The following is a 22027-nucleotide window of genomic DNA, read 5'->3' on the forward strand; positions in this document are numbered from 1 at the left end:
GGCGCATCCTCAGACACGGGCGGCGAATTGGCTCCGTTCCTGCATGCGCTGCTTGATCAGTTGCTGCTTGCGCTTCGATACGGGCAGGCACTTCGAGGTGCTGCTCCGGTCTCCGAAGATGAGCTGATCGCTTGCGATCTCGGTTATTTTGTCCACGTTCACATAGCAATCGGAAGCGAGGCGGAAGAAGGCGGGATCCTCAGTCAGCAGCGCTCGCTGTTCGGCGGACAGTCTCTTCTTTATATTATAATTGCGCCCATGAAAGCTAATTAATCCGTGCGCTCCGACCTTGAAGAACAGAATGTCCCGATGAGGCTCGAAATGCTCGTAAAGATTTACGGCTACGTCCACCTTTCCAATACCCCCTATAGAAAGCGTATTTGGTAGCGCTTACAGTATAACGTATTTTCGAATGGTTTTTAAGTCCTGTTTTAAAAGTTTTTGGCTGGATCAGCCTAGGCTTTTCCTTCTGGATTGACATAGCGCGATGTGAAAGTTATGTTTAACACAACTAATGATTGCGCTTGCAAAGAAGGAGGCAGACAAGCTATGTCCGCAGCGGCGGAGAGTATTATTCGGGCGAGCGGTCTGAAGAGAACGTTCGGGAAGGGCGCAGGAGAGGTCGCTGTGCTTAAGGGCGTGGACCTGGACGTTCCGGCGGGCCGGCTCATTGCGTTCAAAGGACGTTCCGGCTCGGGCAAAACGACGCTGATCAACCTGCTCGGCGGCCTTGATCGCCCGACGGGAGGCAGCTTGACGTTCGACGGGTTGAATCTGACCGGACTGTCAGACCGCGAACGCGACGAAGTGAGGCGGACGAAGATGGGGCTTGTCTTCCAATCGTTCGCCTTGTTCCCGTTAATGTCCGCTTATGAGAATGTGGAATTCCTGCTTCGGATCAGCGGCCATCCGTCCAAAGGCCGCAAGGAAGCGGCTGAGCTCGCTCTCGAGCAGGTCGGACTCAAAGCCCGTATGCACCATCGCCCGTTCGAGCTGTCCGGCGGGGAGCAGCAGCGAACGGCTATCGCACGGGCGATCGCCCACAAGCCGAAGCTGCTGCTCGCGGATGAGCCGACGGCCGAATTGGACAGCAAGACGGGCCTTCATATTATTAAGCTCTTCCGGGATCTGGTTACGCAGAGCGGAATCTCCGTCATTCTGACGACGCACGATCCTGCCATTATGGAGATCGTCGATCAAGTTTACGAATTGGAGGATGGGCAAATTGTCGTTCAAAATTAAACGGGCTGCCGAATGGTGCGCAGCGTTCGCGCTGGCCTTCGCGTTGGCCGGATGCTCGCTGCTGCCGAAGGAAGAAGAAGCGCTCGCGCCGCCTCTAGTGAAGCCGGCTAACGAGAACTATCAGACTGAGACGGCAGTGAAGGGGACGATCAGCATCGAAGTGAACGGCAGCGGGTACTTCGAATCGGATCATACCGATATGGCTCAGTTCACGGGCCAGGGAGGGCGCGTTCAGGAGGTGCTGGTCCATTCCGGAGATACCGTGAAGAAGGGTGATGTGCTCGTACAGCTTGTGATGGAGGATCTGGACTTGCAAGTGAAGCAGCAGGAATTGACGCTTGAGCAGGCCAAGTACAACCTGCGCAAGGAGCGAGCCGTTCAAGGCAACGACGAAGAAGTGATTCGAATGGCCGCGCTTCAGGTTGAGATCGAGCAGTTGAAATTCGACCGGCTGACCGCCCAGTACAACAGCAAGCAGCTGAAGGCGAACATGGACGGGCAGGTCATCTTCGTGGAGGACCTGCATCCAGGCGATTACGTCGACACGTATCAGACGCTTGTCATCGTGGCCGATACGAAGAAGCTGAGATTGACGTTGAACACGGATGGAATGCTTGCGGCCAGAGAGGTCAACGTCGGTTTTCCGGCAGAGATCAGCTTGAAAGTGGACGGGGAGAAGAAGACGATCGAAGGCAAAGTCGTACAGACGCCGTCGTCGGCTCCGCAGACGCTCAATAAGGAATTGGCGGAGAGATACGCCAAGACGCTCTATATTCAAGTAGACGATGTGCCAAAGGGCGTCGAGATCGGCGCGATGGCGGATGTGAAGATAACGACCCAGATGAAGGAGAACGTCGTCAAGATTCCGCGAAGCGGGCTCCGCAATTCGCTCGGCCGCACCTTCGTCCGGACGCTGGAAGAAGGCAGCAAGGTGCGCGAACTCGATGTCGAAGCGGGCCTTACGTCCTCCACGGAAGTGGAGATCGTCCACGGATTGGACGAAGGAGACGTTGTCATTCTGCAATAATATCATGGATCTTCGTGCCGCCATTCTGGAACGGGAGGCTATCGCGTGGCCTTATTCGTAATGATTATTCGGAAGATGATGAACAACAAATGGCTGTCCGCCAGCCTGCTGCTCGGCATGACGATCAGCGTCGCGCTCGTGAGCACGATGCCGATCTACTCCGAGGCGATCTTGTCGCGGATGCTGGTGAAGGAATTGCAGACGATCCAGCAGGAGAGAGGCTACTATCCGGGGGCCTACTTCGCGAGGGTGTCGTTCGCGGAGGAGACGCCGGAGCAGCGCGAGTCTCTTCTGAAGGATATGGATGCATATATGCAGGGAACCGGTGCTCATGGATTCACGCTCCCGGTTCTCGAGACCGTTATTCAGCGCAGCACCCGATCGATTCAAGCGACTCCAGTGACCGGAACGGAGGAGGATCTGAAGGAGAAGCGCTCGGTCCGATTCACGTCGTTGTCCGGACTTAACGAACATATCCAGTTGACCGACGGCCGGATGCCGAGCGGGCAGAGCGAAGACGGCGTGTATGAAGTGCTGGTCACTTCGAACGGGCTGTTCAAGCTAAAGACGGTATTGGGAACTGAGTTCGAGGCTATATCCGAGGACACGGGCGAGAAGATTCGGTTTAAGCCGGTCGGCGTCTTCGAGAAGAAGAGAGACGACGATCCGTACTTTAGCAACCCGTCCTTATCCGGCTTTGATAGTGCCATCGTCGTCGACCAGAGCGTTATGGACCGCGACTTCTTGGGAGCGAATAAAGTCTCGGTTATCAACAACAGCTGGAATATCGTGCTGGACTATTCCAAGATGGAGCTGCGCCAGGTCGATGATTTCCTGCAGACGGATCAAGAGATTCGGAACTTCATGAAGCAGCGGATCAGCGTATTCCAGACGGCCTATACTGTGCCTGTGCTTGATACGTTGGACCAGTACGATGAGCGGACATCCCGTCTGAAGACGTTGATGTGGTCGCTTAATGTGCCGGTGCTGATCATGCTGGCGTTCTATATGTTCATGGTCGCCAATCTGATTGCCGACCGCCAGAAGAACGAGATTGCGGTGCTGCGCAGCCGAGGCGCCGCCAGGTGGCAGATCGCGGCAGCATTCTTCGTCGAGGGTCTCATTCTGAGCGCCGCCGCTTGGGCTGTGGGCCCATTCATCGGGCTGTTCCTGACGAAGGTGCTGGGCGCATCGAACGGCTTCTTGTCCTTCGTATCCCGTGCTGCGCTGCCCGTACGAGTCTCGTCGCAAGCATATCTGTACGGTCTCGCAGCTGCGGGTGTCTCGCTCGTGATGTTGCTGATCCCCGTTCTTCTTGCTACCCGCGCGTCAATCGTCGGCCGTAAGCAAGAGCTGGCGCGTCAGCTGCGGACGCCGCTGTGGCACAAGCTATTTCTGGATGTCATCTTCGTGGCAATTGCCATTTATGGCTTATATACGTTCCGGACGCGTCTGGCTAATTTGAAGAACCTTGGACTGGGTTCCTCCGACCTGAACATCGATCCGCTGCAATTCCTCGTGCCGGCGCTGTTCATCGTAGGAGCGGGCTTGCTGCTGCTCCGCTTGTACCCGTATCTGCTCCGGATTATCTATTGGATCGGACGGAAGTGGTGGCGTCCCGGAACATATGCGACGCTCATCCAAGTCGGCCGATCGAGCAGCCAATATCAGTTCCTGATGGTCTTTCTGCTTCTGACGATCGCAACCGGCGTGTTCAGCGCCAGCGCAGCTAGAACGATTAACAACAACACGGAGGACCGGATTCGCTATGCCAGCGGCGCAGATATTGCGATCACCTCCGTTTGGGTCAACGATAAGCCTGCTCCTGCGATGGGGGGCGGGCCTCCCGGAGCAGGCGCTTCCGGCGATACGGCTGCGGGGATATCTTCCGAACCGGTTCATTACCTGGAGCCGGCGTTCGAGCCTTACGAGAAGCTGCCGGGAGTCGAGCATGCGGCCAAGGTGTTCGTGAAGCAGAATGCTAACTTCTCCGTCGGGGACGAGGCCGGATCGGCGACTTTGATGGGGATCGATACGTACGATTTCGGCATGACGGCTTGGTTCCCGAGCGGACTGCTGGACCATTCGCTTAACGACTACTTGAATCTAATGGCTTCCGATACGCGAGCGGTGCTCATCTCCCGTACGCTGGCAGAACAGAAGCAAGCGAAGGCCGGAGACACGATCTGGATCGGGTGGGCCAACTCCCAGTCGCAGCCGTTCGTCGTGTACGGCATCATCGACTACTTCCCGACGTTTAACCCGAACCCGCCGCTCGGATCGGTGGTGGCAAGCGACGAGAGAACGAAGCGCAACGCGCCTATGCTGATCGTCGGACATCTCTCGCGCATCCAGTTCCAACTGGGACTCGAGCCGTATGAGGTCTGGCTGAAGATGAAGCCTGGATTCTCATCTGCCGCATTGTATGAGGCTGTGGAGGAGAATCGGTTGCCTGTCACGGAGCTGGTCAATACGGAGCTTGAATGGAATCTGGAGAAGAACGATCCGTTCCTGATGGCGCTGAACGGCATTCTGACACTGGGCTTCCTGATCTCCATCATCGTCAGCTTCTTCGGATTTCTGTTATACTGGGTATTGTCATTAAAAGGAAGAACGCTGCAGAACGGCGTGATGCGTGCGCTTGGCCTGTCGCTGCGGCAGATGATCGGCATGCTGGTGCTTGAGCAGGCGCTTACCTCAGGCATCGCGGTGGTAATTGGCATCTTCGTCGGCAACCTGGCGAGCAGCCTGTATGTGCCTAATTTCCAGATTGCGTTTAATCCATCGGCGCTCGTTCCTCCTTTCCATGTCATATTCGACTCGTTCGACTACATTCGGCTGTATGCCGTCGTCTGCACCATGCTCGTGCTGGGACTGGCGATCTTGGGCGGCATGATGGCGCGGACCCGCATTCATCAAGCGCTTAAGCTGGGGGAGGACTGACCGATGATCCACTGCGACGGGCTGGTGAAAATCTACAAGGCAGCCGATCTGGAAGTGTTCGCGCTGCAAGGGCTTGACCTGCAGGTAGAGAGCGGGGAGCTCATGGCGATTATCGGGAACAGCGGGAGCGGCAAGTCGACGCTGCTGAACATGCTCGGCGGATTGGATCGCCCGACTGCCGGCAGCCTGCTCATCGACGGCAAGGATATGCTGAAGATGTCCGAACGGGATCTGGTGCGCTACAAGCGGGAGAGCGTCGGCTTCGTCTGGCAGAACAACGCTCGCAATCTCATTCCCTATCTGACCGCGCTCGAGAATGTAGAGCTCCCGATTCTGCTCTCCGGAAGGCGCAAGCGGATGCGTGCGCTGGAGCTGCTGGATGCGGTCGGCCTGCTGCACCGCGCGCAGAACAAGCTGCATCAATTGTCCGGCGGCGAGCAGCAGCGGGTGGCGATTGCGATCGCGCTGGCGAACCATCCGCGGCTTCTGCTCGCAGATGAGCCGACCGGCTCGGTCGACTCGCGAATGGCGGACCAGATCCTCGATTTGTTCCGGGAGCTGAACCGCACGCTCGGCATCACGATCGTCATCGTGACGCACGACCCGCAGCTCGCGAGGAAGGTGGACCGCGTCGTCTCCATTCGCGACGGCAAGATCTCGTCGGAGATGCTGCGCAAGAAATCTTACGCAGAAGAGCTAATGGAGCTGGAGCTTGGCAGCGAGCAGGCCGCGGTCGATGAAGAGACGCATGTCGAATATGCGGTGCTGGACAAGGCGGGAAGGCTGCAAGTGCCGGCTGCCTATCTGGAGTCGATCGGCCTGCAGGACAGCAACAAGGTGAAGGTGGAGCTTGCCGATGGCAGGATCGTGCTGACGCCGCCTGAGGCAGTCTCATCTAAAAAATAAAGGGAGCAGGAGAGTGGCTTCATATGGACGAGAGATATCCGATTGGCAAGTTCGAGTTTGAAGGGCCGATTACGGTCGAGAAGCGTGCGGAATGGATCGAAGACATCCGTGCGCTGCCGGCGCGGGTGGCAGCCGCTGTCAGCGGGCTTAGCGAGGAGCAGCTCGACACGCCTTATCGGGACGGAGGCTGGACGATTCGCCAAGTTGTGCATCATATCGCGGACAGCCATTCGAACTGTCTGACGCGATTCAAGCTGGCGCTGACGGAGGACAATCCAACGATCAAGCCGTACGAGGAGCAGCTATGGGCGGAGCTGGCGGATAGCAAGACATACCCAATCGGTCCTTCGCTGGCATTGATCGAAGCGGTGCACAGCCGCTGGACGGCGTTGCTGGAGTCGATGAGCGAGGAAGATTATGCCCGCACCTTCTATCATCCCGGCTATCAAGTGACGAATACGCTCGCTCGCGCCTTGGGCAATTATTCATGGCACGGCAGGCATCATACGGCACATATCACTTCGCTTCGAGAGCGCAAGGGCTGGTAAACGGATCAGGCAGACCGATCTATTCGGTCTATCTAGAATAGCCGCAAACCCAAAAGCAAAAGCTGTCCCGTCTCACACTGTCTAGACGAATCTAGGCGTGAGAAGGGGCAGCTCTCTTGATGTTCCGGTCTGTAGGATCAGACGGCCGGTACGCCTATCTCTGCTATTCGGAGCAGGAACTCCTCACGCAGCGCGGCTTTCTCGGCTTCATCCAAGAATGCGGCTTCGACTGCGTTCTCCATCAGCCGGACGATATCGGCCATCCCGAACCCAAGATGCTCGGCAAGCCGCCGGCATTCCTCGGTCATACTCGTGCCCGAGACGGTCGGATTGTCTGTGTTGATTGTGACGACGATGCCGCTCCGCATGTAGTCGCGGATCGGGTAATCCTCCCAACCGTCCACTGCCTTGGTCTGGATGTTGCTGGTAGGGCAGAGCTCCAGCGGAATGCCGCACTCTCGAATGCGTTCCAGCACGGCGGGATTCTCGCGCGCCCGTACGCCGTGGCCGATGCGCACCGCGCCAAGCCTGTCGATCGCTTCCAACACGTTGTCGGCGCCGCCCGCTTCGCCGGCATGGATCGTCACCGGGATGCCAAGCTCTTGCGCCAGTTCGAACACTTCGCGGAATAGCTGCGGCGGGAAGCCAGCCTCGTCTCCGGCGAGATCAACGGCAACCAGCCCGCGTCCGAGGTAACGAGAAGCGGTGCGGACGACCTCCAGATTATCCTTCGGCGAATGGTGCCTCATGCAGATGGCGATCGCCCGGGCACGAATCTCGTAGCGTTCTTCGCCGCGGCGCAGGCCGCGAATGACGGCCGCGAGCGCGTCATCGGCCGTTAGGCCGCGTTCCGTATGCAAGAGAGGCGCGAACCGAACCTCGATATAGATGCAATTATCTTCAGCTGCGCGTTCGACCGCTTCATAGGCGCTGCGCTCCAAAGCCTGTTCATTCTGAAGGAAGGGGAGCACGAACCGGAACTTCGCCAAATAATCGACTAAGCTGGCGCAGTCGTCCGAGACGGTCATATAGGGCAGCAAGCCGGCGGCGTCATTCGCCGGCAGCTCCGATCCTTGCTCAGCAGCCCATTCGAGCATCGTCTCTGGCTTCACGCAGCCGTCCAGGTGCAGGTGCAAATCCACTTTCGGCATTCGCTTAAGCCAATTCATCCAATCTCATCCCCTCTCGCGCGTTAGTCGTCCGAGAGCAGCTTCTTCTCGATCTGCTCCCGGTATTGCTCGAAGACGGCCGTCTGATGCCATCCCCTCTGCTCCATCATCGACCGGTATTGAAGCTGTACCTCATTCAGCTTCTCCCGAAGCCGGCCGCGTTCGCCATCGTCCGTACAGCAGCGGAGCAGATCCTCAATCGTGACCATCTCTTTGCGAAGCTCAAGCTCGGGAGGAATCGCTCCGGCGTTCTTGAGCAGCCGATACCCGATGCGGAGCGCATCCGGCACTGATGCGAGTTCGTCAGGCGGAAGCGGCTTGCCGCGTCCGGGGAGGTGGTCGAAGTCGCCGCGGGCCTGGGCTTCGCGAATTCGCTCTTCCACGATGGATGAGATCCAATCCATGACGGCATCACCCTCTGTATCGCTTAATATTGATATCGATTGTAGCATGCCGCAAGCCAGGTTGAAATGGCTAGGGAAAGTAATTTTCGAACCATGTCACTTTAATTTACATGCAAACACGGAATGCCAAAATATAAATCGATTATTGCTTCGCCGCAGGCGTTCCGCAATATAGTGTAGTTGGATAATCAGAGAGGAAGCGTGACGATACGATGGCCATTATCCTTTGGTTATGTGGACTTGCTTTGTCGTATACATTTGATCCATTTCAAAGATGGAGATCAGATTATGTCTTCGCCGCATCGATGCTCGGTGCCATACACCAGCCCTCGGCCTATATGAGCGGATTATCGCCTCAACACAAACCAACAAGAGCGCTTCGCTCCAGAACAGGCCGGCGGCCGATTCGCGGAACGAAGCGCTCTTGCTGCGACAAGCTGTCGTATCTGGCTGTTGTGCGAGGCCCGCACGCGACACGCAGCCGCTACTAAGCGGCACGCGTACGCCTGCTCTTCCCGCTTGCCTCCCGCCGCTTGCATCAAGCATTCTTAGCGGCCTGCGGCTTAGGCGCAGCGTTGCGATGCAATAGCGCGAAATAGACAATGGCGGCAAGCGCAACGATGGCGGCGGCCGCCAGATACATCGTGCGGTTGCTCGTGGCCGAAGCGACGCTGCCAAGCAGCACCGAGCCGATGCCGACGCCGCTGTCGAAGAAGATGAAGAACGTGCTCGTCGCGAGGCCGACGCGTTCACGCGGCACGGATTGGACGGCGATCGCCTGCAGGCAAGGGAACAAGCTTCCATAGCCAAGGCCGATGATCCCAGCCGAGAGCAGGAACGTGAATGCCGAATTAGCTGATGCCAGTACGACCAATCCGCCGGCATAGAGGAGCAAGGTCGGATAGACCAGCATATTGCGCGGCAGCTTGTCGAACATGCGGCCGGTGAACGGCCGAGCCAATACCATGATGATCGCGTACACGACGAAGTAGTAGCTGGAGATGGAGCTGAGGCCGATCTCCTTCGCATAGGTCGGCACGTACGACAGGATGCCGCTGTATGCAATCGCGAGCAGCAGAGCCGTAATGGAGATCGGAATGGCGCCTACTTCGAACAAAGACTTGAAGGTGAGCTTCTCTTGCTTGTGGACCGAACCCTCTTCCGTACTCGGCTTTGGAATTCGGGCGGTCGACCAGCCGAGTGCGAGGCCGAGAACGCCGCACGCGATCAGAATGTAGAACAACACGTTAAAATTCGCGTTCTGAATGACGAGCAGGCCGACGAACGGACCGAGCACCATCGCCAAATTAAATGACAGCGTGTAATAGCCGAGCCCTTCGCCTTTGCGCTGGGTCGGCACAATCTCCGCGACGATCGTGCCGTTGCCCGTTGTCGCCGCGCCGAAGCTAACGCCTTGCAAGGCGCGAAGGACGAGCAAGAAGCCGAATGACGAGACGAGCGGGTAGAACAGCGACACCGCCATGAAGCCGATCAGCGAGAGGATAAGGACTTTCGAACGATGCGGACCGACCATCCATCTTCCGGCGAACGGGCGCATGAGGACGCCGGCGATGACATAAACTGTCAGCACCCAACCGGCAAGCGATTGGCTCTCGCCTAGGTTGTCGGTGACGAAAGTAGGGAGCGTTGCCGTTTGGCAATAAAATGTAATGAAAATAAAAAAGCTGCTCAAACAAATGCTAATAAAAGATTTCGTCCATAAACGTTGCGATTCCAATCTCATTACTCCTTCTGTATTCATCTTAGTTGAAGTACCTATATCGCCGATTCAAGCCAACATTCATTCGACTATAGCTGCCGCGCCGCATTATTCGCGATTCGCTGCAGCAGCTCCTTCAGTTTGGCGACTTCCTTCTCATCCAGCCCTTGAATCGCCAGCGCGATCACTTGCTCTTCAAGCGGAGCCATTCGTTCGTACATCTGTCTGCCTTCCGGCGTTACCGAGGGCAGGAAGGAACGGCGATCCTCGGGGTTCGTCATGCGCACGATCAGCCCTTTGCGCTGCAACTGATCGAGAATGCGGGTGACATTCGTCTGGTCCTTGCTGACGCGGGCGGCCAATTCCTTCTGGCTGATTCCATCTTCTTCGCACAGGCGCGCCAGCACCGACCATTGCTCGCTGGTCATCTCGTGGGCAGCGAAGTAGTGATTCACGACCTGCGATAATTTCCGGCCGGTCTGGTTAATGAGGAAACCGATGGAATCGTCAAGCTTCATCCTTCGCTCAACCTCCGTCAAAATAGTTGCTATAGCAATTATATTGGAAACAACTATTTTCGTCAAATCGCAAGCTTGATCTCACGTCCCGCAATTGTTACGCTGTACTCTGACGATGCAAATCATTCTGGAGAGTGGCGGTAATATATGATAACTCGCAAGATCACCGCGTCGGAGAGCGGCAAACGGCTGCATCGCTATTTGCGCAACCTGATGCCGAATATCCCGCTCGGTCAAATTTATAAAATGATCGATCAAGGCAAAGCGAAAGTGAACGGCAAACGTAAAAATCAAAATTACGAGCTGGCGGCTGGCGACGAGCTGATGCTCTACGTCGATGAGACCCAGTACGCCGAAGCTTCCAAGGGTCAGAAAAAAACGAAGTACGTCGGCGTTAACGCCAACATCGACGTCATCTACGAAGACGATCAGCTGCTGGTCGTCTACAAGCCGACCGGCGTGCTGACTCATCCTGATCGTACCGATCAGAAGGACACGCTCATCAACCGGGTACACGCTTATCTGTATCGCAAAGGCGACTTGGACAGCCCGCTCTTCATGCCGGCGACCGCGAACCGCCTGGACCGGAACACGAGCGGACTCGTGCTCGTCGGCAAGACGGCAGGGATGCTGCATCAGCTGAACCAGTGGATCCAGAAGCACGAACTGCAGAAGTATTACGTGACGATCGTGGAAGGGAAGCTGGAAGGGGAAGGAACGCTGGCTGAAAATCTGGTTCGCGACGAGCGCGGCAATCGCACGCGCGTGGCGAGCGACGCGGCGGCCGCTTCCGCGCAGAAGCGCGGCGGAGGGGCCGAGCCGCAGGAGAAGACGGCCGTCACCCATTATCGCTCGCTGCAGAGCGGGCGCGGCTACTCGCTGATCGAGGTCGAGCTGGTCAGCGGCCGGACACACCAGATCCGCGCGCACTTCCAGAGCATCGGCCATTCGCTGCTCGGCGACGTCAAATACGGCGGCAAGCCGTATGCCGGCGTCAACCACCAGATGCTTCACGCTTGGCGTATCGTGCTGCCGGACGGCCGCGAATTCCGAGCTCCGCTGCCGGAGCAGATGAGGGAGATCATCGAACGCGCCGGCCTGTCGGCGAATGCGCTGGCGAACCTGTAACGGGTATGTCAACAGATAAACGATTGCGATTGAATCCAAAGGTCTAAGTCCTTTGGATTTTTTTGTATATTCTATTGTGATAAGTGTATTGAGTGATATAATACACTTAATTCAAGTGACATACTGAAGGAGGTGCCCTCTTGAATGAGGTTACTGTCGGGGGCATGAGATTCGCGCTCGATTTGAGCCAACCGTTATACGAGCAAGTGCTCAAGCAGATCCGCAGTTCGATTGCGAAAGGTGAGATCGCATTGGGAGAGAAGATTCCTTCCGTTAGAGAGATGGCGCAGGCGTTAATGATTAATCCGAACACCGTCATGCGGGCGTATCAGGAACTCGATCGCGAACAATTGACGGGGACGAGACGGGGGCAAGGGACGTTCATTACGACCGACGCTGATAAGGTGAAGGCAATCCGTTACCGGCTGGCGGAGGAAGCCGTGGACGAATTCTTCGCCAAGCTGAGCAGTTTGGGCTTCACGGCGTCCGAGATCGCGGCGATTCTTAGAAGCAGAGGCGGTGCGGAGCAGTGAACCGGACGGCGATTCAAGGAACGGGACTCGAGAAGCGTTATGGCAAGAGGCAAGTTCTCCGCGGCATGGACATTGCGATTCCTGAGGGTGCGATCACCGCGATACTCGGTCCGAACGTCGACTTGCCTGCGGATTCTTGGCGAAGCGCCTTCCTGGCGGCTTAGCGGGAAAATCACTTATTTGCCGGATAGGGGCCGTCTGTTGGATTCGCTGGGGCTCGAAGCCGACATGGACGTACATGGGATGTCCAGAGGCCAGGAAGCGCATTTGATGCTCGCGCTTTGTCTGGCGCGTGATGTGCCGCTGCTGGTGCTCGACGAGCCGTTCTCCGGCATCGACATGCTCTCGCGGGAGCGGATCGTCTCCGCCTTGATCGACGCGTTGAACGGTCGGCGTGGCCAAGAAGCAATTGGTTCTATAAGATCAGGCAAGATCGGGAGAGGGGAATGCACGTGCAAACCGCCATAACCATTGAATCCTTGGCTAAATCCTATGCGGGGAAGCCCGCGTTAAAGGCAATCGGCTTCGAGGTGCGAGAAGGAAGCTGCTTCGGTCTGCTTGGGCCGAACGGTGCCGGGAAGTCGACGACGATGAAAATATTATGCGGCCTGTTAGACCCGGATCATGGCCGAGTGGCCGTATTCGGCAAGGACGCCTCCTCGTCCGGCGAAGAGATCCGCCGGCAGGTCGGCTATGTGCCGCAGTCCATTACGCTGTATGAGAAGCTGAGCGCTGCGGACAATCTCAAGTTCTTCGGCGAGATGTACGGCGTCCGCGGACCGGTGTTGAAGGAGCGCATCGCGGATGTGCTGGAGCAGGTCGGACTTGCGGATCGGGCGAAGGATGCGGTCGATTCCTTCTCCGGCGGCATGAAGCGCCGGGTGAACATTGCGGCCGCGCTGCTGCATAAGCCGCGGCTTCTGATCATGGACGAACCGACGGTAGGCATCGATCCTCAGTCGCGCAATCATATTTTCGAGATGATACGCTCCTTGCAGCATGAAGGGGTGACGGTGCTATACTCCACGCACTACATGGAAGAAGTCGAGGCGCTTTGCGACTCGCTGGCGATCATCGACCATGGCGAAGTCATGGCCCAGGGCGAACTGAGCGAAGTGCTGGACCGCTTCGGCACGCAAGCCGTCTATCTGGAGCTGGACGGGCAACAGGAGCCTCCGGAGATCGCTGGATTCGGCAAGCCCGTATCCAAGGACAGGGGATGGATTCTGGAGACCTCGTCTCCTCTGGAAGCGATCGCGTCGTGGGCGGCCACCTGCCAGGCGCAGGCTCTTCGCGTGAAGCAGCTGGAGATCGTACGGCCTTCGCTCGAGACGGTCTTCCTGTCGCTGACTGGCACGACGCTAAGAGACGTTTAACTCAGGTGGAGGGGATCAATGCCATGGTGTTTAGCCTAGCGGTCAAAGAGTGGAAGCTGTTGTTGAAGGAGAAGGGCACGTTCTTCTGGCTATTGCTTCTGCCCATCCTGTTCATCGTGTTGTTCGGTTCCGTATTTGGGAATCTAGGGGAGACGAAGGTATCGCTTCCGTACATCGATCTGGACCAATCGCAAGCCTCTCGGTCTTTCCTCGCTTCGCTGGAGCAGAAAGGCGGCTATGCCCTGGAAGAGAAGAACGAGTCGCAATTGGACGATCTGCTGTCCAGAATTCGGGGCGGCAAGGCATCCGCCCTGCTTGTTCTGCCTGATGGCTTTGCGGATGATTTAAAGGGTGGCAGCGAGGCGCAAGCATCTGTCGAGCTGTACGAGGACGCGACATCCCAGGTTGTTCAGCCGCTGCGTTCGACGCTGGAGAACATTGCGAGCGGCATGCGAGAGTCCAATATCGAGGACGAACTTCGGGCGGCGGGCCTGAACGTGGGTCAAATCGATCAGGCCATGACGGCGCCGCTGCGAATTGAAGATAAGCCTCAGAACGTCCAATCGACGAATTCGCTGACGCAGATCGTTCCCGGCTACACGGTAATGTTCGTATTCTTCATCATCATCTCGATGATTCGTCGTTTCCTAGGCGACAAGTCGTCCGGCATAACCGCCCGTCTTCGCACGACACGGATGTCGCCGCTCAGTTACTTGCTTGGCATGTGGCTGGCTTACCTTGTCGTGGCGGTGATTCAATGTGCGATACTGCTGACGTTCGGCCACTTCGTCTATGGCATGCCGTTGGGAGACGTTGTCGCGGCAGCTGCTGTTGTTCTGGTGCTGGCCGTCTGCGGAACGGGCATCGGACTGGCGGTCTGCATGATCGTCCGTGGCGAGAATCAGGGAATCGGTATCACCCAATTGATCGCTCTTGGCGGAGCGGTGCTAGGCGGCCTCTGGTTCCCCATTGAATATTTGCCGAAGACGATGCAGACCATCAGTCATTTCATTCCGCAATATTGGGCACAGAAGGCGTTCCAAGACATCATGACAAGAGAAGCGCACCTGTCCGCCGTTCTGCCGTCCCTGGCCGCTCTGCTAGGTTTCGCTGCCCTTGGATTGTTGGTCGCCTTAGCTCGCTTCCGCGGGTTCATGAAGTCTGCGTTGGATTAACCGCCGACCGGGTGAACTTGAAGCCGAGCGCCAAGAAGCGCCGCCCCGATCGCAAGATCGGAAGCGGCGCTTGCTGTGTTCCGGCGAATCGACGCTCCCTTCTGCTGCTTCAGGATTTGATCTTCGCCTGCGCGGGCCGGTTCTTCGGACGGTTCAGGAACAGCGAGCAGAATAGCCCAAGAACGGTAATATACGTCGCGACGACGAAGGCGTCATTGATGCCGCCAATCGAAGACGCCCTCGAGATGAGGCCGCCGAGCAGCGTAAGCGCGTAAGCGCCGCCGATATCGGCGGGAAGGCCGGTTGCCGCCGCGACGACGGCTTCGAATTGGCGCACGTTGTCGGCGACGATCGGGTGATTCATCGAGATGTTGGTCGTATACATCGCGGCATGCGCATTCGTCCGCGAAGCCATGACCGTGACGAGCAGCGCGGTGCCGAAGGAGCTGCCGACTTGGCGCATCGTATTGGCCACAGCCGTGCCATGGCTCTTGAGCGCAAGGGACAAGGCGTTCAGCCCTTCGGTCATAATGGTCATCATGATGAAGGACATGCCGAAGCTTCGCAGCGCGTACAGCAGCATGATATGCGAGTAGGAAGTCCCATCCGTCAGCTTCGTGAATTGGTATGTCGTCAGTGCCGTAATGATTAGCCCCACAATTGCAAGCGGACGGACGCCAAGCTTGTCGAAGAGCGCGCCGGAGATTGGCGACATGATGCCCATTAGAATCGCGCCTGGGAGCAGCAGCAGTCCGGATTCCAGCGGCGTATACCCGCGAATGTTCTGTACGTATATGGGCAGCAACAGCATACCGCCGAACATCGCCATGTTGACGATCACGCTGACGAGAGTCGACATCGTGAAGGTGACGTTGCCGAACACTTTAAGGTTAAGCAGCGGAACGTCGGTCGTGAGCTGGTGGTACACGAAGAACAACAAGAACACCAGGCCGATGATGATGGACGTGATCACGACGCCGTCCTGCCAGGTGCGGCTGCCGGCTTCGCTAAGGCCATATAGCAGCGCGCCAAGCCCGACCGTTGACAGAATTGCGCCGATCCAGTCCAGCTTCGGATAAGACTGCGGCAGAACATTGGTCAAATACCGGAGGGTGAAGATCACTTCCGCCGCTCCAAGCGGAACCATCACGAAGAACAGAATCCGCCAAGAGTAATGCTCCACCATATAGCCTGCGAAGGTTGGTCCCACCGCGGGAGCGAACACCATGGCGATACCCATCATGCCCATCGCTTTGCCCATCTTCTCTGGAGGGAAGATACGAAGGAAGATATTGGTGACGAGCGGCATCATGATGCCCGCCCCGATCGCTTGAATGATTCGGCCGATGAGCACGATCGAGAAGGTAGGGCCGATCCCGCAGATGAACGAGCCGGCCGTGAACAGCAGCATCGAGACGGCGAAGAGCCATTTGGTTCGAAACGTCGACATCAGGAACGTGCTGATCGGAATCATAATCGCATTGGCCAGCATGAAGCCGGTGGACAGCCATTGAATCGTTGTCGTCGACACGTTCAGATCGGTCATCATGTGCGGAATCGCAACGTTAACCATCGTCTGGTTCAGGATGGCGAGGAACATGCCGCAGATGAGCACGGCGACCGTCGGGCCGACATTCGGCTTATTCATGGCGCTCGCTCCCTTATTTGTGAATTCGGATGCTGACGCTCATGCCGGGGACGAGACCGAGGCCGCGGTAGCCGTCGACTTCAACGACGATCGGGATGACTTGGGTCACCTTCGTGTAGTTGCCGGTCGTGTTGGAAGCCGGCAGCAAGGAGAATGAGCCCGCCGTCGCCAGCCCGATCTGCGACACTTTGCCTGTTAAGGTCGTCCCGGGAAAAGCATCCACGTAGATGTCTACCGTCTGATTCTCCTTGACCTCGTTGATCTTCGTCTCCTTGATATTCGCCGTCACCCACAGATGATCGAGGTCATATGCCCTCGCGAGCGCTGTTCCCGCGCCGACCATGGAATGGACGACCGCGTTCTGCTGCACGACGGTCCCATCGGCCGGAACGTTAACATTGGTGGTGGTCGTACCTGCCTTAACCGAGCCAATTGTCTCTCCCGCCGAGAACTTCTGTCCGACAGCGCCTGTCCAGCTCGCCAACTCTCCCGCAGCCGGAGCTGCGATTGTGACGGCTTGGCCGTCCACCTGGGCGTTGTCCGTCGAGATGTAGTTGATGGATTGGTTGTAGTAATAAATCGCCGCACCGCCGCCCGCCACAATAATGAGGATGACGATGATGTTGATGAGCACTAGACGCGAACTTTTCATATATCGCCGTTCCTTTCTTGTCCCTGCTGCCGGGATAGTCGTTCCGATAGGGTTCCTCCCTGACAACCGAAATAATCCTGATCGGTGGACGAATAGGTTCGGCGAATGGAGCAACAGTAATATAATCTGGTACCGTATTTGGAGGGGCGTCATGAATATTTATGTCGTATACGACAGCGAGGACGGGCATACGGAGTCGCTCGCTCATTCCATCGCTGAAGGCGCGCGCAGCGTCCGCGGGGCGAGGGTTTATCTGCACCATGTGGAGCGTGCGGACCCGCATGATTTGGACCGTATGGACGCCATTATCTGGGGGTGTCCGGGCCACTTTGGAAGCATCAGCGCGGGACTGAAGGCGTGGATCGACAAGCTGGGCTATCTGTGGGCGCATGGCAGCTTGATCAACAAGCTCGGCGCCGTCTTCTGTACGACCGCGACGGAGCATGGCGGCATCGAAGCGACGCTGCTGAACTTGATTACGCCGATGCTTCATCAAGGTATGATCATTGTGGGGCTGCCGGCGAACGTCCCGGAGAATGTCGAGTACGGCTCTTACTACGGCGTCGGGATTACTTGCCGGCTGGAGGAATCGCCCGACGACGCGCCTAATATGCCGACGGAGCAGGATCTGGCTCTGGGAAGAGCGCTTGGCAAGCGAGTTGCGACGCTGACGGCGCGATTCATCGGCGAACGGGAGGAATAGGGATGATCCTGATCGGTTATGGCGCCGTCGCCTTGTTGCTCATTATCATTCTGATTGTCCTCAATGTGAGGGCAGCTAAACGGGGGCACGAGAAGCAAGAGAAGCAGGAGAGGCAGACGCCGGATAAGCCGGGCGAAGAGAATTCGGATGGTGCAGTTAAGTTATCTGCGGCAGTTGACGCAGGGAAGGCCGCGGAAGCGGAAGATGCCTCCCTGGCTTCGGTTCGGGAACGAGCGGCTTATCCTCCCCGCAGCAGCCGCGGGAAGGAACCCGTCGCCGAGGCAACGCCGCCGGCATCCGGTTCGCAAGAGTTGAATTCGAAGCCAGAGACGAAGGACGCGACTTACCGGCAGGCGCTTCGCAAGCTTCGCACCGGCTCGAGCGCAGCGGCTGCCCCTTCTTCCCGAGCGAACGATAAGGTCATCTCCGATTCGGATTATCGGAAGGCTATGCAGAATTTCCGCAGGTCCGAAGAGAAGGAGAAATAAGCGAGCCTCGGCAAGAACCTAAGAAAGCCTTCCCAAGAACAGCTGCAGGGCAGCAGCGCTCGGGAAGGCGGGCAATGCGTTGATTAGAACAGGAATTCGTCCGGATTCGCGCCGAAGCGGCGGTTCTCGTTCAGCGCGTCAATGCGGGCGACTTCTTCTTCGCTCAGAACGAAGTCGAAGATGTCGCCGTTCTCCGCGATCCGCGAAGGAGTAACCGACTTCGGTATCGTGACGACGCCATGCTGGAGATCCCAACGCAGGATAACTTGTGCAGGCGATTTGCCGTATTTCGCGCCGATCTCCTTCAAGATCGGGTGATCCAGATTGCCCTGCATGAGAGGGCTCCAAGCTTCCAGCTGGATGCCGTGCTCGGCGCAATAAGCGCGAAGCTCGTTCTGCGTCAGCAACGGGTGGAATTCCACTTGGTTCACCATCGGAGTAATCGAATTCGCTTCAGCCAGCTTGCGCAGGTGATGCACCTGGAAGTTGCTGACGCCGATGGCGCGCACGCGGCCGTCGTTGTACAGCTTCTCGAACGCTCTCCACGTGTCGATGAACTTATCAGTGCCCGGCCAGTGAATCAACAGCAGGTCGATTACGTCCAGCCCGAGACGCTCCCGGCTCTCTTCGAACGCAGTCAGCGTCCGGTCGTAGCCTTGGTCTTCGTTCCAGATCTTCGTCGTGACGAACAGCTCGTCGCGGCTTATTCCGCATGATCGGATCGCTTCGCCTACAGCGGACTCGTTGCGGTATATTTTGGCGGTATCGATGCTGCGGTAGCCTGCCTCGACGGCGGCGTGAATCGCGCGCTGCGCTTCGCCTTCTTCGGTTACCTTCCAGACGCCGAGTCCCAGCCAGGGCATCTCGACTCCGTTGCTCAGCTTCGTGCGTGCGCCAATCGATGTCGTCATGTTCATTCCTCCATATTCCCTTATTTAAGATAATGCCGCCTCGATCAAATGAGAAGCGACAGCCACTCCTCCCGATCCACCGGACCGAAGTAGAACGTCAGATCGACGCCTTCGAGCGCCGCCTCGATCGCCTTGCGGTCATATCGGACGCCGGCCAGCTTGGCGGTCACGTCCGTCACTTCGCCGCGTCCGAAGAAGTCCCCGTACACCGAAGCCTCCCGGATAATCCCCTTGTCGACATTCAGCCGCACGTCGAATGTGCCTGCGCCTTCGATTCTCTTCAACTGCCTGACATTGAACTCCGGCGACATGCCGTAATTCCAATCCCAGTTCCGGTACCGTTCGTCGGCGAGCTGCCGGACGCCTGCCCAATCCGCCTCAGTCAACCGGTACTGCTCGATTTGGCGTCCCTCGAAGATCGACTCCAGTATATATTGCTTGAATGCGTCAATCGTCATCGGCTCGCGCAGAAATTCTGAGATGTTGGCGACGCGGCTGCGAACCGACTTCGTCGCTTTGGATTCGAACTTGAGCGGATTCGCCTTGAGCGCCGCCGCGACATCCTCCATGTGCGAGTCGAACAACAGCGTGCCGTGGGTGAACATGCGCCCCTTCGTGGAGAACTGGGCGTTGCCCGAGATCTTGCGTTCGCCGACCTGAATGTCGTTGCGCCCGGACAGCTCCGCTTCGACGCCCAGCTTGCGCAGCGCCTCAATGACAGGAGCGGTGAACTTGCGGAAGTTGTGGAACGATTGCCCGTCGTCGCGGGTGATGAAGCTGTAATTCAGATTGCCGAGATCGTGATAGACCGCGCCGCCGCCCGATAGGCGCCGGACGATATGAATGCCGTGCTCCTGCACGTATTCGGTATTGATCTCTTCGGCGGTATTCTGGTTCTTGCCGATGATGATCGAAGGCGAATTGATGTAGAAGAGCAAATAGTCGTTCTCCGCCGGCAGCTTGCGAAGAATGTATTCTTCCAGCGCCAGATTGAGAGAGGGATCGTGGCCGTTGCCGTTATCGATGAATAACACCTGAGGGACCTCCTATGGAACGATGGTTGGCCGCATGGGCGCATGCCTTTATTGTACGTTAGCGGACGCAGAAGAACAAATTTGGCGAACGAGGAAGTAGGCTGGTTTGCAGGTTGACTTTTCCAGCACGCCGTAATAAGATATGTTTACGTAAAATAAATTTTTATGGAGAATCAAACCGATGAACTCACTGCCTGACATTGCGGACGTGTACCGTCTGGAGACGCCGGAGCAGGCGCTTGCCTTGCTCAATCCGATGAGGGCGGACATCCTGAGGCTGCTGGCCGACCCGATGTCCGCTTCGGAGGTCGCCCGCCACATGGGAGAGACGCCGCAGAAGATCAATTATCACTTGAAGAGCTTGGAGAAGGTCGGGTTGGTGCAGCGAAGCGGATCGCGCCAGGTCAAAAATTTGATCGAGGTGCTGTACCGGGCCGTCGCCCGCACCTACGTCATTCCTGATTCGTTCGGCTGGCCCGAGGACTTAACGAACCGAATGAAGGATCAAGGCGCGCTGCGGCAGCTTCTCAACCAAGCCGAGCGAATCCGGCAGGATGCGCTGCGGCTTATGGAAGCCTCCGATGCCTCTGAGGAAGTGCCGAGCGCCGTCGTAGAGTTGGATGTTCGGCTTCCTGATGAGACCGCCAGAGCGGCGTTCCTTCGGGATTACGAAGAAGCGGTGCGCGCCGTCGCCGCGAAGTACCGGCTGACGGGAGACGCGGAAGGCGGGTTCCGCGCCGTATTGGCTGTCTATCCACAAGTGGAATCGGGAGGGAAGAGCGATGTGTAAGATGCGTAAGGATGAGAGGCAGGAGACGGAAACGTTGAAGAACGATTCGAACAGAGAGGATAGATGCGTGGGCAAGACGAATGGTCAGGCCGGGGAGGCGCGCGAGGTGATGATCTGGGAGAAGGGTCCCGCGACAAGAGACGGCGGCCAATCCCAAGGGGAGTCTACCGTTCGCGCGGTTCCGCTCGGCGAGGGAACGAATAAGGGGAGACCGCCTGTCATTGTCATCGTCTCTTCCGGCTTCGGGGCGGGATCCCGCTCGGCGGCGCCGCTGCGCATGACAGGCAAACGGATGGATTCGGGCTTACGAATGGCGGCTTAGTTCACATTGGTCTTGCGGCTGCCCGCATGGAAGGCCTACTCGCGAGACGGTAATTTTCGAGGGGGGATTGCGATGAGTTATGTACCCGTAGTTGTAGAGCAGACGAACAGAGGAGAGCGGTCGTACGATATCTACTCGCGGCTGCTGAAGGATCGGATCATCTTCGTCGGCTCCGCGATCGATGATGAAGTCGCCAATTCGGTCATTGCGCAGCTGCTGTTCTTGGCGGCCGACGACCCGGAGAAGGATATTCATATGTATATCAATTGTCCGGGAGGCTCAACCACCGCCGGACTTGGCATCTACGACACGATGCAATTCATTAAACCGAGCGTGTCCACGATATGTGTCGGCTTCGCGGCCTCGTTCGGGGCGGTGCTGCTGGCGGCAGGGGTCAAAGGCAAACGCTATGCGCTTCCGAACGCAGAGATCATGATTCATCAGCCTTGGCTTAGCGGCGGACTGAAAGGGCAGGCTTCGGACATTAAGATTCACGCCGATAACATCCTCAAGACCCGCGACCGGCTCGACCGCATCCTGTCGGAGCGCACGGGCCAGCCGCTCGAGAAGATCAGCAAGGATACAGACCGCGACAACTACATGACCGCGGAGGAAGCGTTGCATTATGGGATTGTGGACCGGATTCTGACGCAGGAGTGAAGACTCGAACCATTGGGCCATCCATCTAAGGAAGGTTCAGGCTGCCGAGATAGACTCGATGCTTATCAGATATGTCTTCTCGACGATAGGAGCCTTCCAACATGGAAGGTTCTTTTTTTATGAAATCGTG

The 22027-nt window shown here is 57.4% G+C and carries 25 protein-coding genes; 16 read left to right on the forward strand and 9 right to left on the reverse strand.

The window, feature by feature from the left end; all coding sequences use genetic code 11:
- Positions 1-9 precede the first annotated feature (9 nt).
- The gene (locus H4Q31_RS06400; protein ID WP_185178241.1) at positions 10-351 is read right to left on the reverse strand and encodes a LytTR family transcriptional regulator DNA-binding domain-containing protein; all 342 of its coding nucleotides are present in this window, start codon (positions 349-351) and stop codon (positions 10-12) included.
- 198 nt (positions 352-549) lie between these two features.
- Here H4Q31_RS06400 and H4Q31_RS06405 point away from each other — a divergent pair, with 198 nt between their 5' ends.
- Genes H4Q31_RS06405 through H4Q31_RS06425 form a run of 5 tightly spaced genes read left to right on the forward strand, consistent with a single transcriptional unit; the run spans position 550 to position 6666 of the window.
- Complete coding sequence (locus tag H4Q31_RS06405) at positions 550-1242, forward strand: ABC transporter ATP-binding protein (protein ID WP_185178242.1); 693 nt, start codon at positions 550-552, stop codon at positions 1240-1242.
- The gene (locus H4Q31_RS06410) at positions 1226-2269 is read left to right on the forward strand and encodes an efflux RND transporter periplasmic adaptor subunit (protein ID WP_185178243.1); all 1044 of its coding nucleotides are present in this window, start codon (positions 1226-1228) and stop codon (positions 2267-2269) included. Before H4Q31_RS06405 ends, H4Q31_RS06410 begins: the two co-directional genes overlap by 17 nt.
- A gap of 45 nt (positions 2270-2314) precedes the next feature.
- Positions 2315-5212, forward strand: coding sequence for an ABC transporter permease (locus tag H4Q31_RS06415; RefSeq protein ID WP_185178244.1), 2898 nt, complete (start codon positions 2315-2317; stop codon positions 5210-5212).
- Positions 5213-5215: 3 nt separating this feature from the next.
- Entirely contained in the window at positions 5216-6118 is a 903-nt protein-coding gene (locus H4Q31_RS06420; protein WP_185178245.1) for an ABC transporter ATP-binding protein, read from the forward strand.
- A gap of 23 nt (positions 6119-6141) precedes the next feature.
- Positions 6142-6666: a YfiT family bacillithiol transferase gene (locus tag H4Q31_RS06425; RefSeq protein ID WP_185178246.1), complete on the forward strand. Its 525-nt coding sequence runs from the start codon at positions 6142-6144 to the stop codon at positions 6664-6666.
- Positions 6667-6803: 137 nt separating this feature from the next.
- On the opposite strand, the gene add is transcribed toward H4Q31_RS06425, so the two are convergent.
- The 4 genes from add to H4Q31_RS06445 all read right to left on the reverse strand — a co-directional run bounded on the left by add (position 6804) and on the right by H4Q31_RS06445 (position 10477).
- The gene (gene add / locus H4Q31_RS06430) at positions 6804-7835 is read right to left on the reverse strand and encodes an adenosine deaminase (protein ID WP_185178247.1); all 1032 of its coding nucleotides are present in this window, start codon (positions 7833-7835) and stop codon (positions 6804-6806) included.
- A 23-nt stretch (positions 7836-7858) separates the two neighbouring features.
- Positions 7859-8239 carry a DnaJ family domain-containing protein gene (locus tag H4Q31_RS06435; protein WP_185178248.1) on the reverse strand — a complete coding sequence of 127 codons (381 nt, stop codon included), beginning with the start codon at positions 8237-8239 and terminating at the stop codon, positions 7859-7861.
- Positions 8240-8777: 538 nt separating this feature from the next.
- A complete protein-coding gene (locus tag H4Q31_RS06440; RefSeq protein WP_245347316.1) occupies positions 8778-9977 on the reverse strand; it encodes an MFS transporter in 1200 nt (399 codons plus the stop codon).
- 71 nt (positions 9978-10048) lie between these two features.
- Positions 10049-10477 carry a MarR family winged helix-turn-helix transcriptional regulator gene (locus H4Q31_RS06445; protein WP_185178250.1) on the reverse strand — a complete coding sequence of 143 codons (429 nt, stop codon included), beginning with the start codon at positions 10475-10477 and terminating at the stop codon, positions 10049-10051.
- A 147-nt stretch (positions 10478-10624) separates the two neighbouring features.
- Here H4Q31_RS06445 and H4Q31_RS06450 point away from each other — a divergent pair, with 147 nt between their 5' ends.
- The 6 genes from H4Q31_RS06450 (at position 10625) to H4Q31_RS06475 (ending at position 14689) form a co-directional block, all read left to right on the forward strand.
- Positions 10625-11605: an RluA family pseudouridine synthase gene (locus H4Q31_RS06450; protein ID WP_185178251.1), complete on the forward strand. Its 981-nt coding sequence runs from the start codon at positions 10625-10627 to the stop codon at positions 11603-11605.
- A 140-nt stretch (positions 11606-11745) separates the two neighbouring features.
- Complete coding sequence (locus tag H4Q31_RS06455; RefSeq protein WP_185178252.1) at positions 11746-12138, forward strand: GntR family transcriptional regulator; 393 nt, start codon at positions 11746-11748, stop codon at positions 12136-12138.
- Positions 12135-12302: a hypothetical protein gene (locus H4Q31_RS06460; RefSeq protein ID WP_185178253.1), complete on the forward strand. Its 168-nt coding sequence runs from the start codon at positions 12135-12137 to the stop codon at positions 12300-12302. The genes H4Q31_RS06455 and H4Q31_RS06460 overlap by 4 nt, the downstream gene beginning before the upstream one ends.
- Positions 12303-12318: 16 nt before the next feature.
- A complete protein-coding gene (locus H4Q31_RS06465) occupies positions 12319-12606 on the forward strand; it encodes an ATP-binding cassette domain-containing protein (protein WP_185178254.1) in 288 nt (95 codons plus the stop codon).
- Positions 12585-13514 (forward strand): ABC transporter ATP-binding protein, encoded by a 930-nt coding sequence (locus H4Q31_RS06470; RefSeq protein WP_221626751.1) that lies wholly within the window; start codon positions 12585-12587, stop codon positions 13512-13514. The genes H4Q31_RS06465 and H4Q31_RS06470 overlap by 22 nt, the downstream gene beginning before the upstream one ends.
- A 23-nt stretch (positions 13515-13537) precedes the next feature.
- Positions 13538-14689, forward strand: a complete 1152-nt coding sequence (locus H4Q31_RS06475; protein WP_185178256.1) for an ABC transporter permease — start codon at positions 13538-13540, stop codon at positions 14687-14689.
- 109 nt (positions 14690-14798) lie between these two features.
- On the opposite strand, the gene H4Q31_RS06480 is transcribed toward H4Q31_RS06475, so the two are convergent.
- On the reverse strand, positions 14799-16337 hold the full coding sequence (locus H4Q31_RS06480) for a DHA2 family efflux MFS transporter permease subunit (protein WP_185178257.1): 1539 nt from the start codon (positions 16335-16337) through the stop codon (positions 14799-14801).
- A gap of 13 nt (positions 16338-16350) precedes the next feature.
- Entirely contained in the window at positions 16351-16989 is a 639-nt protein-coding gene (locus H4Q31_RS06485) for an efflux RND transporter periplasmic adaptor subunit (RefSeq protein WP_185178258.1), read from the reverse strand.
- Positions 16990-17140: 151 nt separating this feature from the next.
- Between H4Q31_RS06485 and H4Q31_RS06490 the strand changes: the two genes are divergently transcribed.
- Both H4Q31_RS06490 and H4Q31_RS06495 read left to right on the forward strand, forming a co-directional pair.
- Positions 17141-17692: an NAD(P)H-dependent oxidoreductase gene (locus tag H4Q31_RS06490; RefSeq protein WP_185178259.1), complete on the forward strand. Its 552-nt coding sequence runs from the start codon at positions 17141-17143 to the stop codon at positions 17690-17692.
- Positions 17693-17694: 2 nt separating this feature from the next.
- Positions 17695-18180 carry a hypothetical protein gene (locus H4Q31_RS06495; protein ID WP_185178260.1) on the forward strand — a complete coding sequence of 162 codons (486 nt, stop codon included), beginning with the start codon at positions 17695-17697 and terminating at the stop codon, positions 18178-18180.
- 83 nt (positions 18181-18263) lie between these two features.
- Here the strand turns inward: H4Q31_RS06495 and H4Q31_RS06500 are convergent, their stop codons facing one another.
- Together H4Q31_RS06500 and lplA are read right to left on the reverse strand one after the other, a co-directional pair.
- Entirely contained in the window at positions 18264-19091 is an 828-nt protein-coding gene (locus H4Q31_RS06500; protein ID WP_185178261.1) for an aldo/keto reductase, read from the reverse strand.
- 44 nt (positions 19092-19135) lie between these two features.
- Entirely contained in the window at positions 19136-20125 is a 990-nt protein-coding gene (lplA, locus tag H4Q31_RS06505) for a lipoate--protein ligase (RefSeq protein WP_185178262.1), read from the reverse strand.
- A gap of 181 nt (positions 20126-20306) precedes the next feature.
- Here lplA and H4Q31_RS06510 point away from each other — a divergent pair, with 181 nt between their 5' ends.
- The 3 genes from H4Q31_RS06510 (at position 20307) to clpP (ending at position 21897) form a co-directional block, all read left to right on the forward strand.
- A complete protein-coding gene (locus H4Q31_RS06510; protein ID WP_185178263.1) occupies positions 20307-20915 on the forward strand; it encodes an ArsR/SmtB family transcription factor in 609 nt (202 codons plus the stop codon).
- A complete protein-coding gene (locus H4Q31_RS06515; protein ID WP_185178264.1) occupies positions 20908-21237 on the forward strand; it encodes a hypothetical protein in 330 nt (109 codons plus the stop codon). The genes H4Q31_RS06510 and H4Q31_RS06515 overlap by 8 nt, the downstream gene beginning before the upstream one ends.
- Positions 21238-21309: 72 nt before the next feature.
- On the forward strand, positions 21310-21897 hold the full coding sequence (gene clpP / locus H4Q31_RS06520; protein WP_185178265.1) for an ATP-dependent Clp endopeptidase proteolytic subunit ClpP: 588 nt from the start codon (positions 21310-21312) through the stop codon (positions 21895-21897).
- Positions 21898-22027 lie beyond the last annotated feature (130 nt).

Origin of the sequence: Cohnella lubricantis (assembly GCF_014212015.1) — a bacterium.
Taxonomy (GTDB): domain Bacteria; phylum Bacillota; class Bacilli; order Paenibacillales; family Paenibacillaceae; genus Cohnella; species Cohnella lubricantis.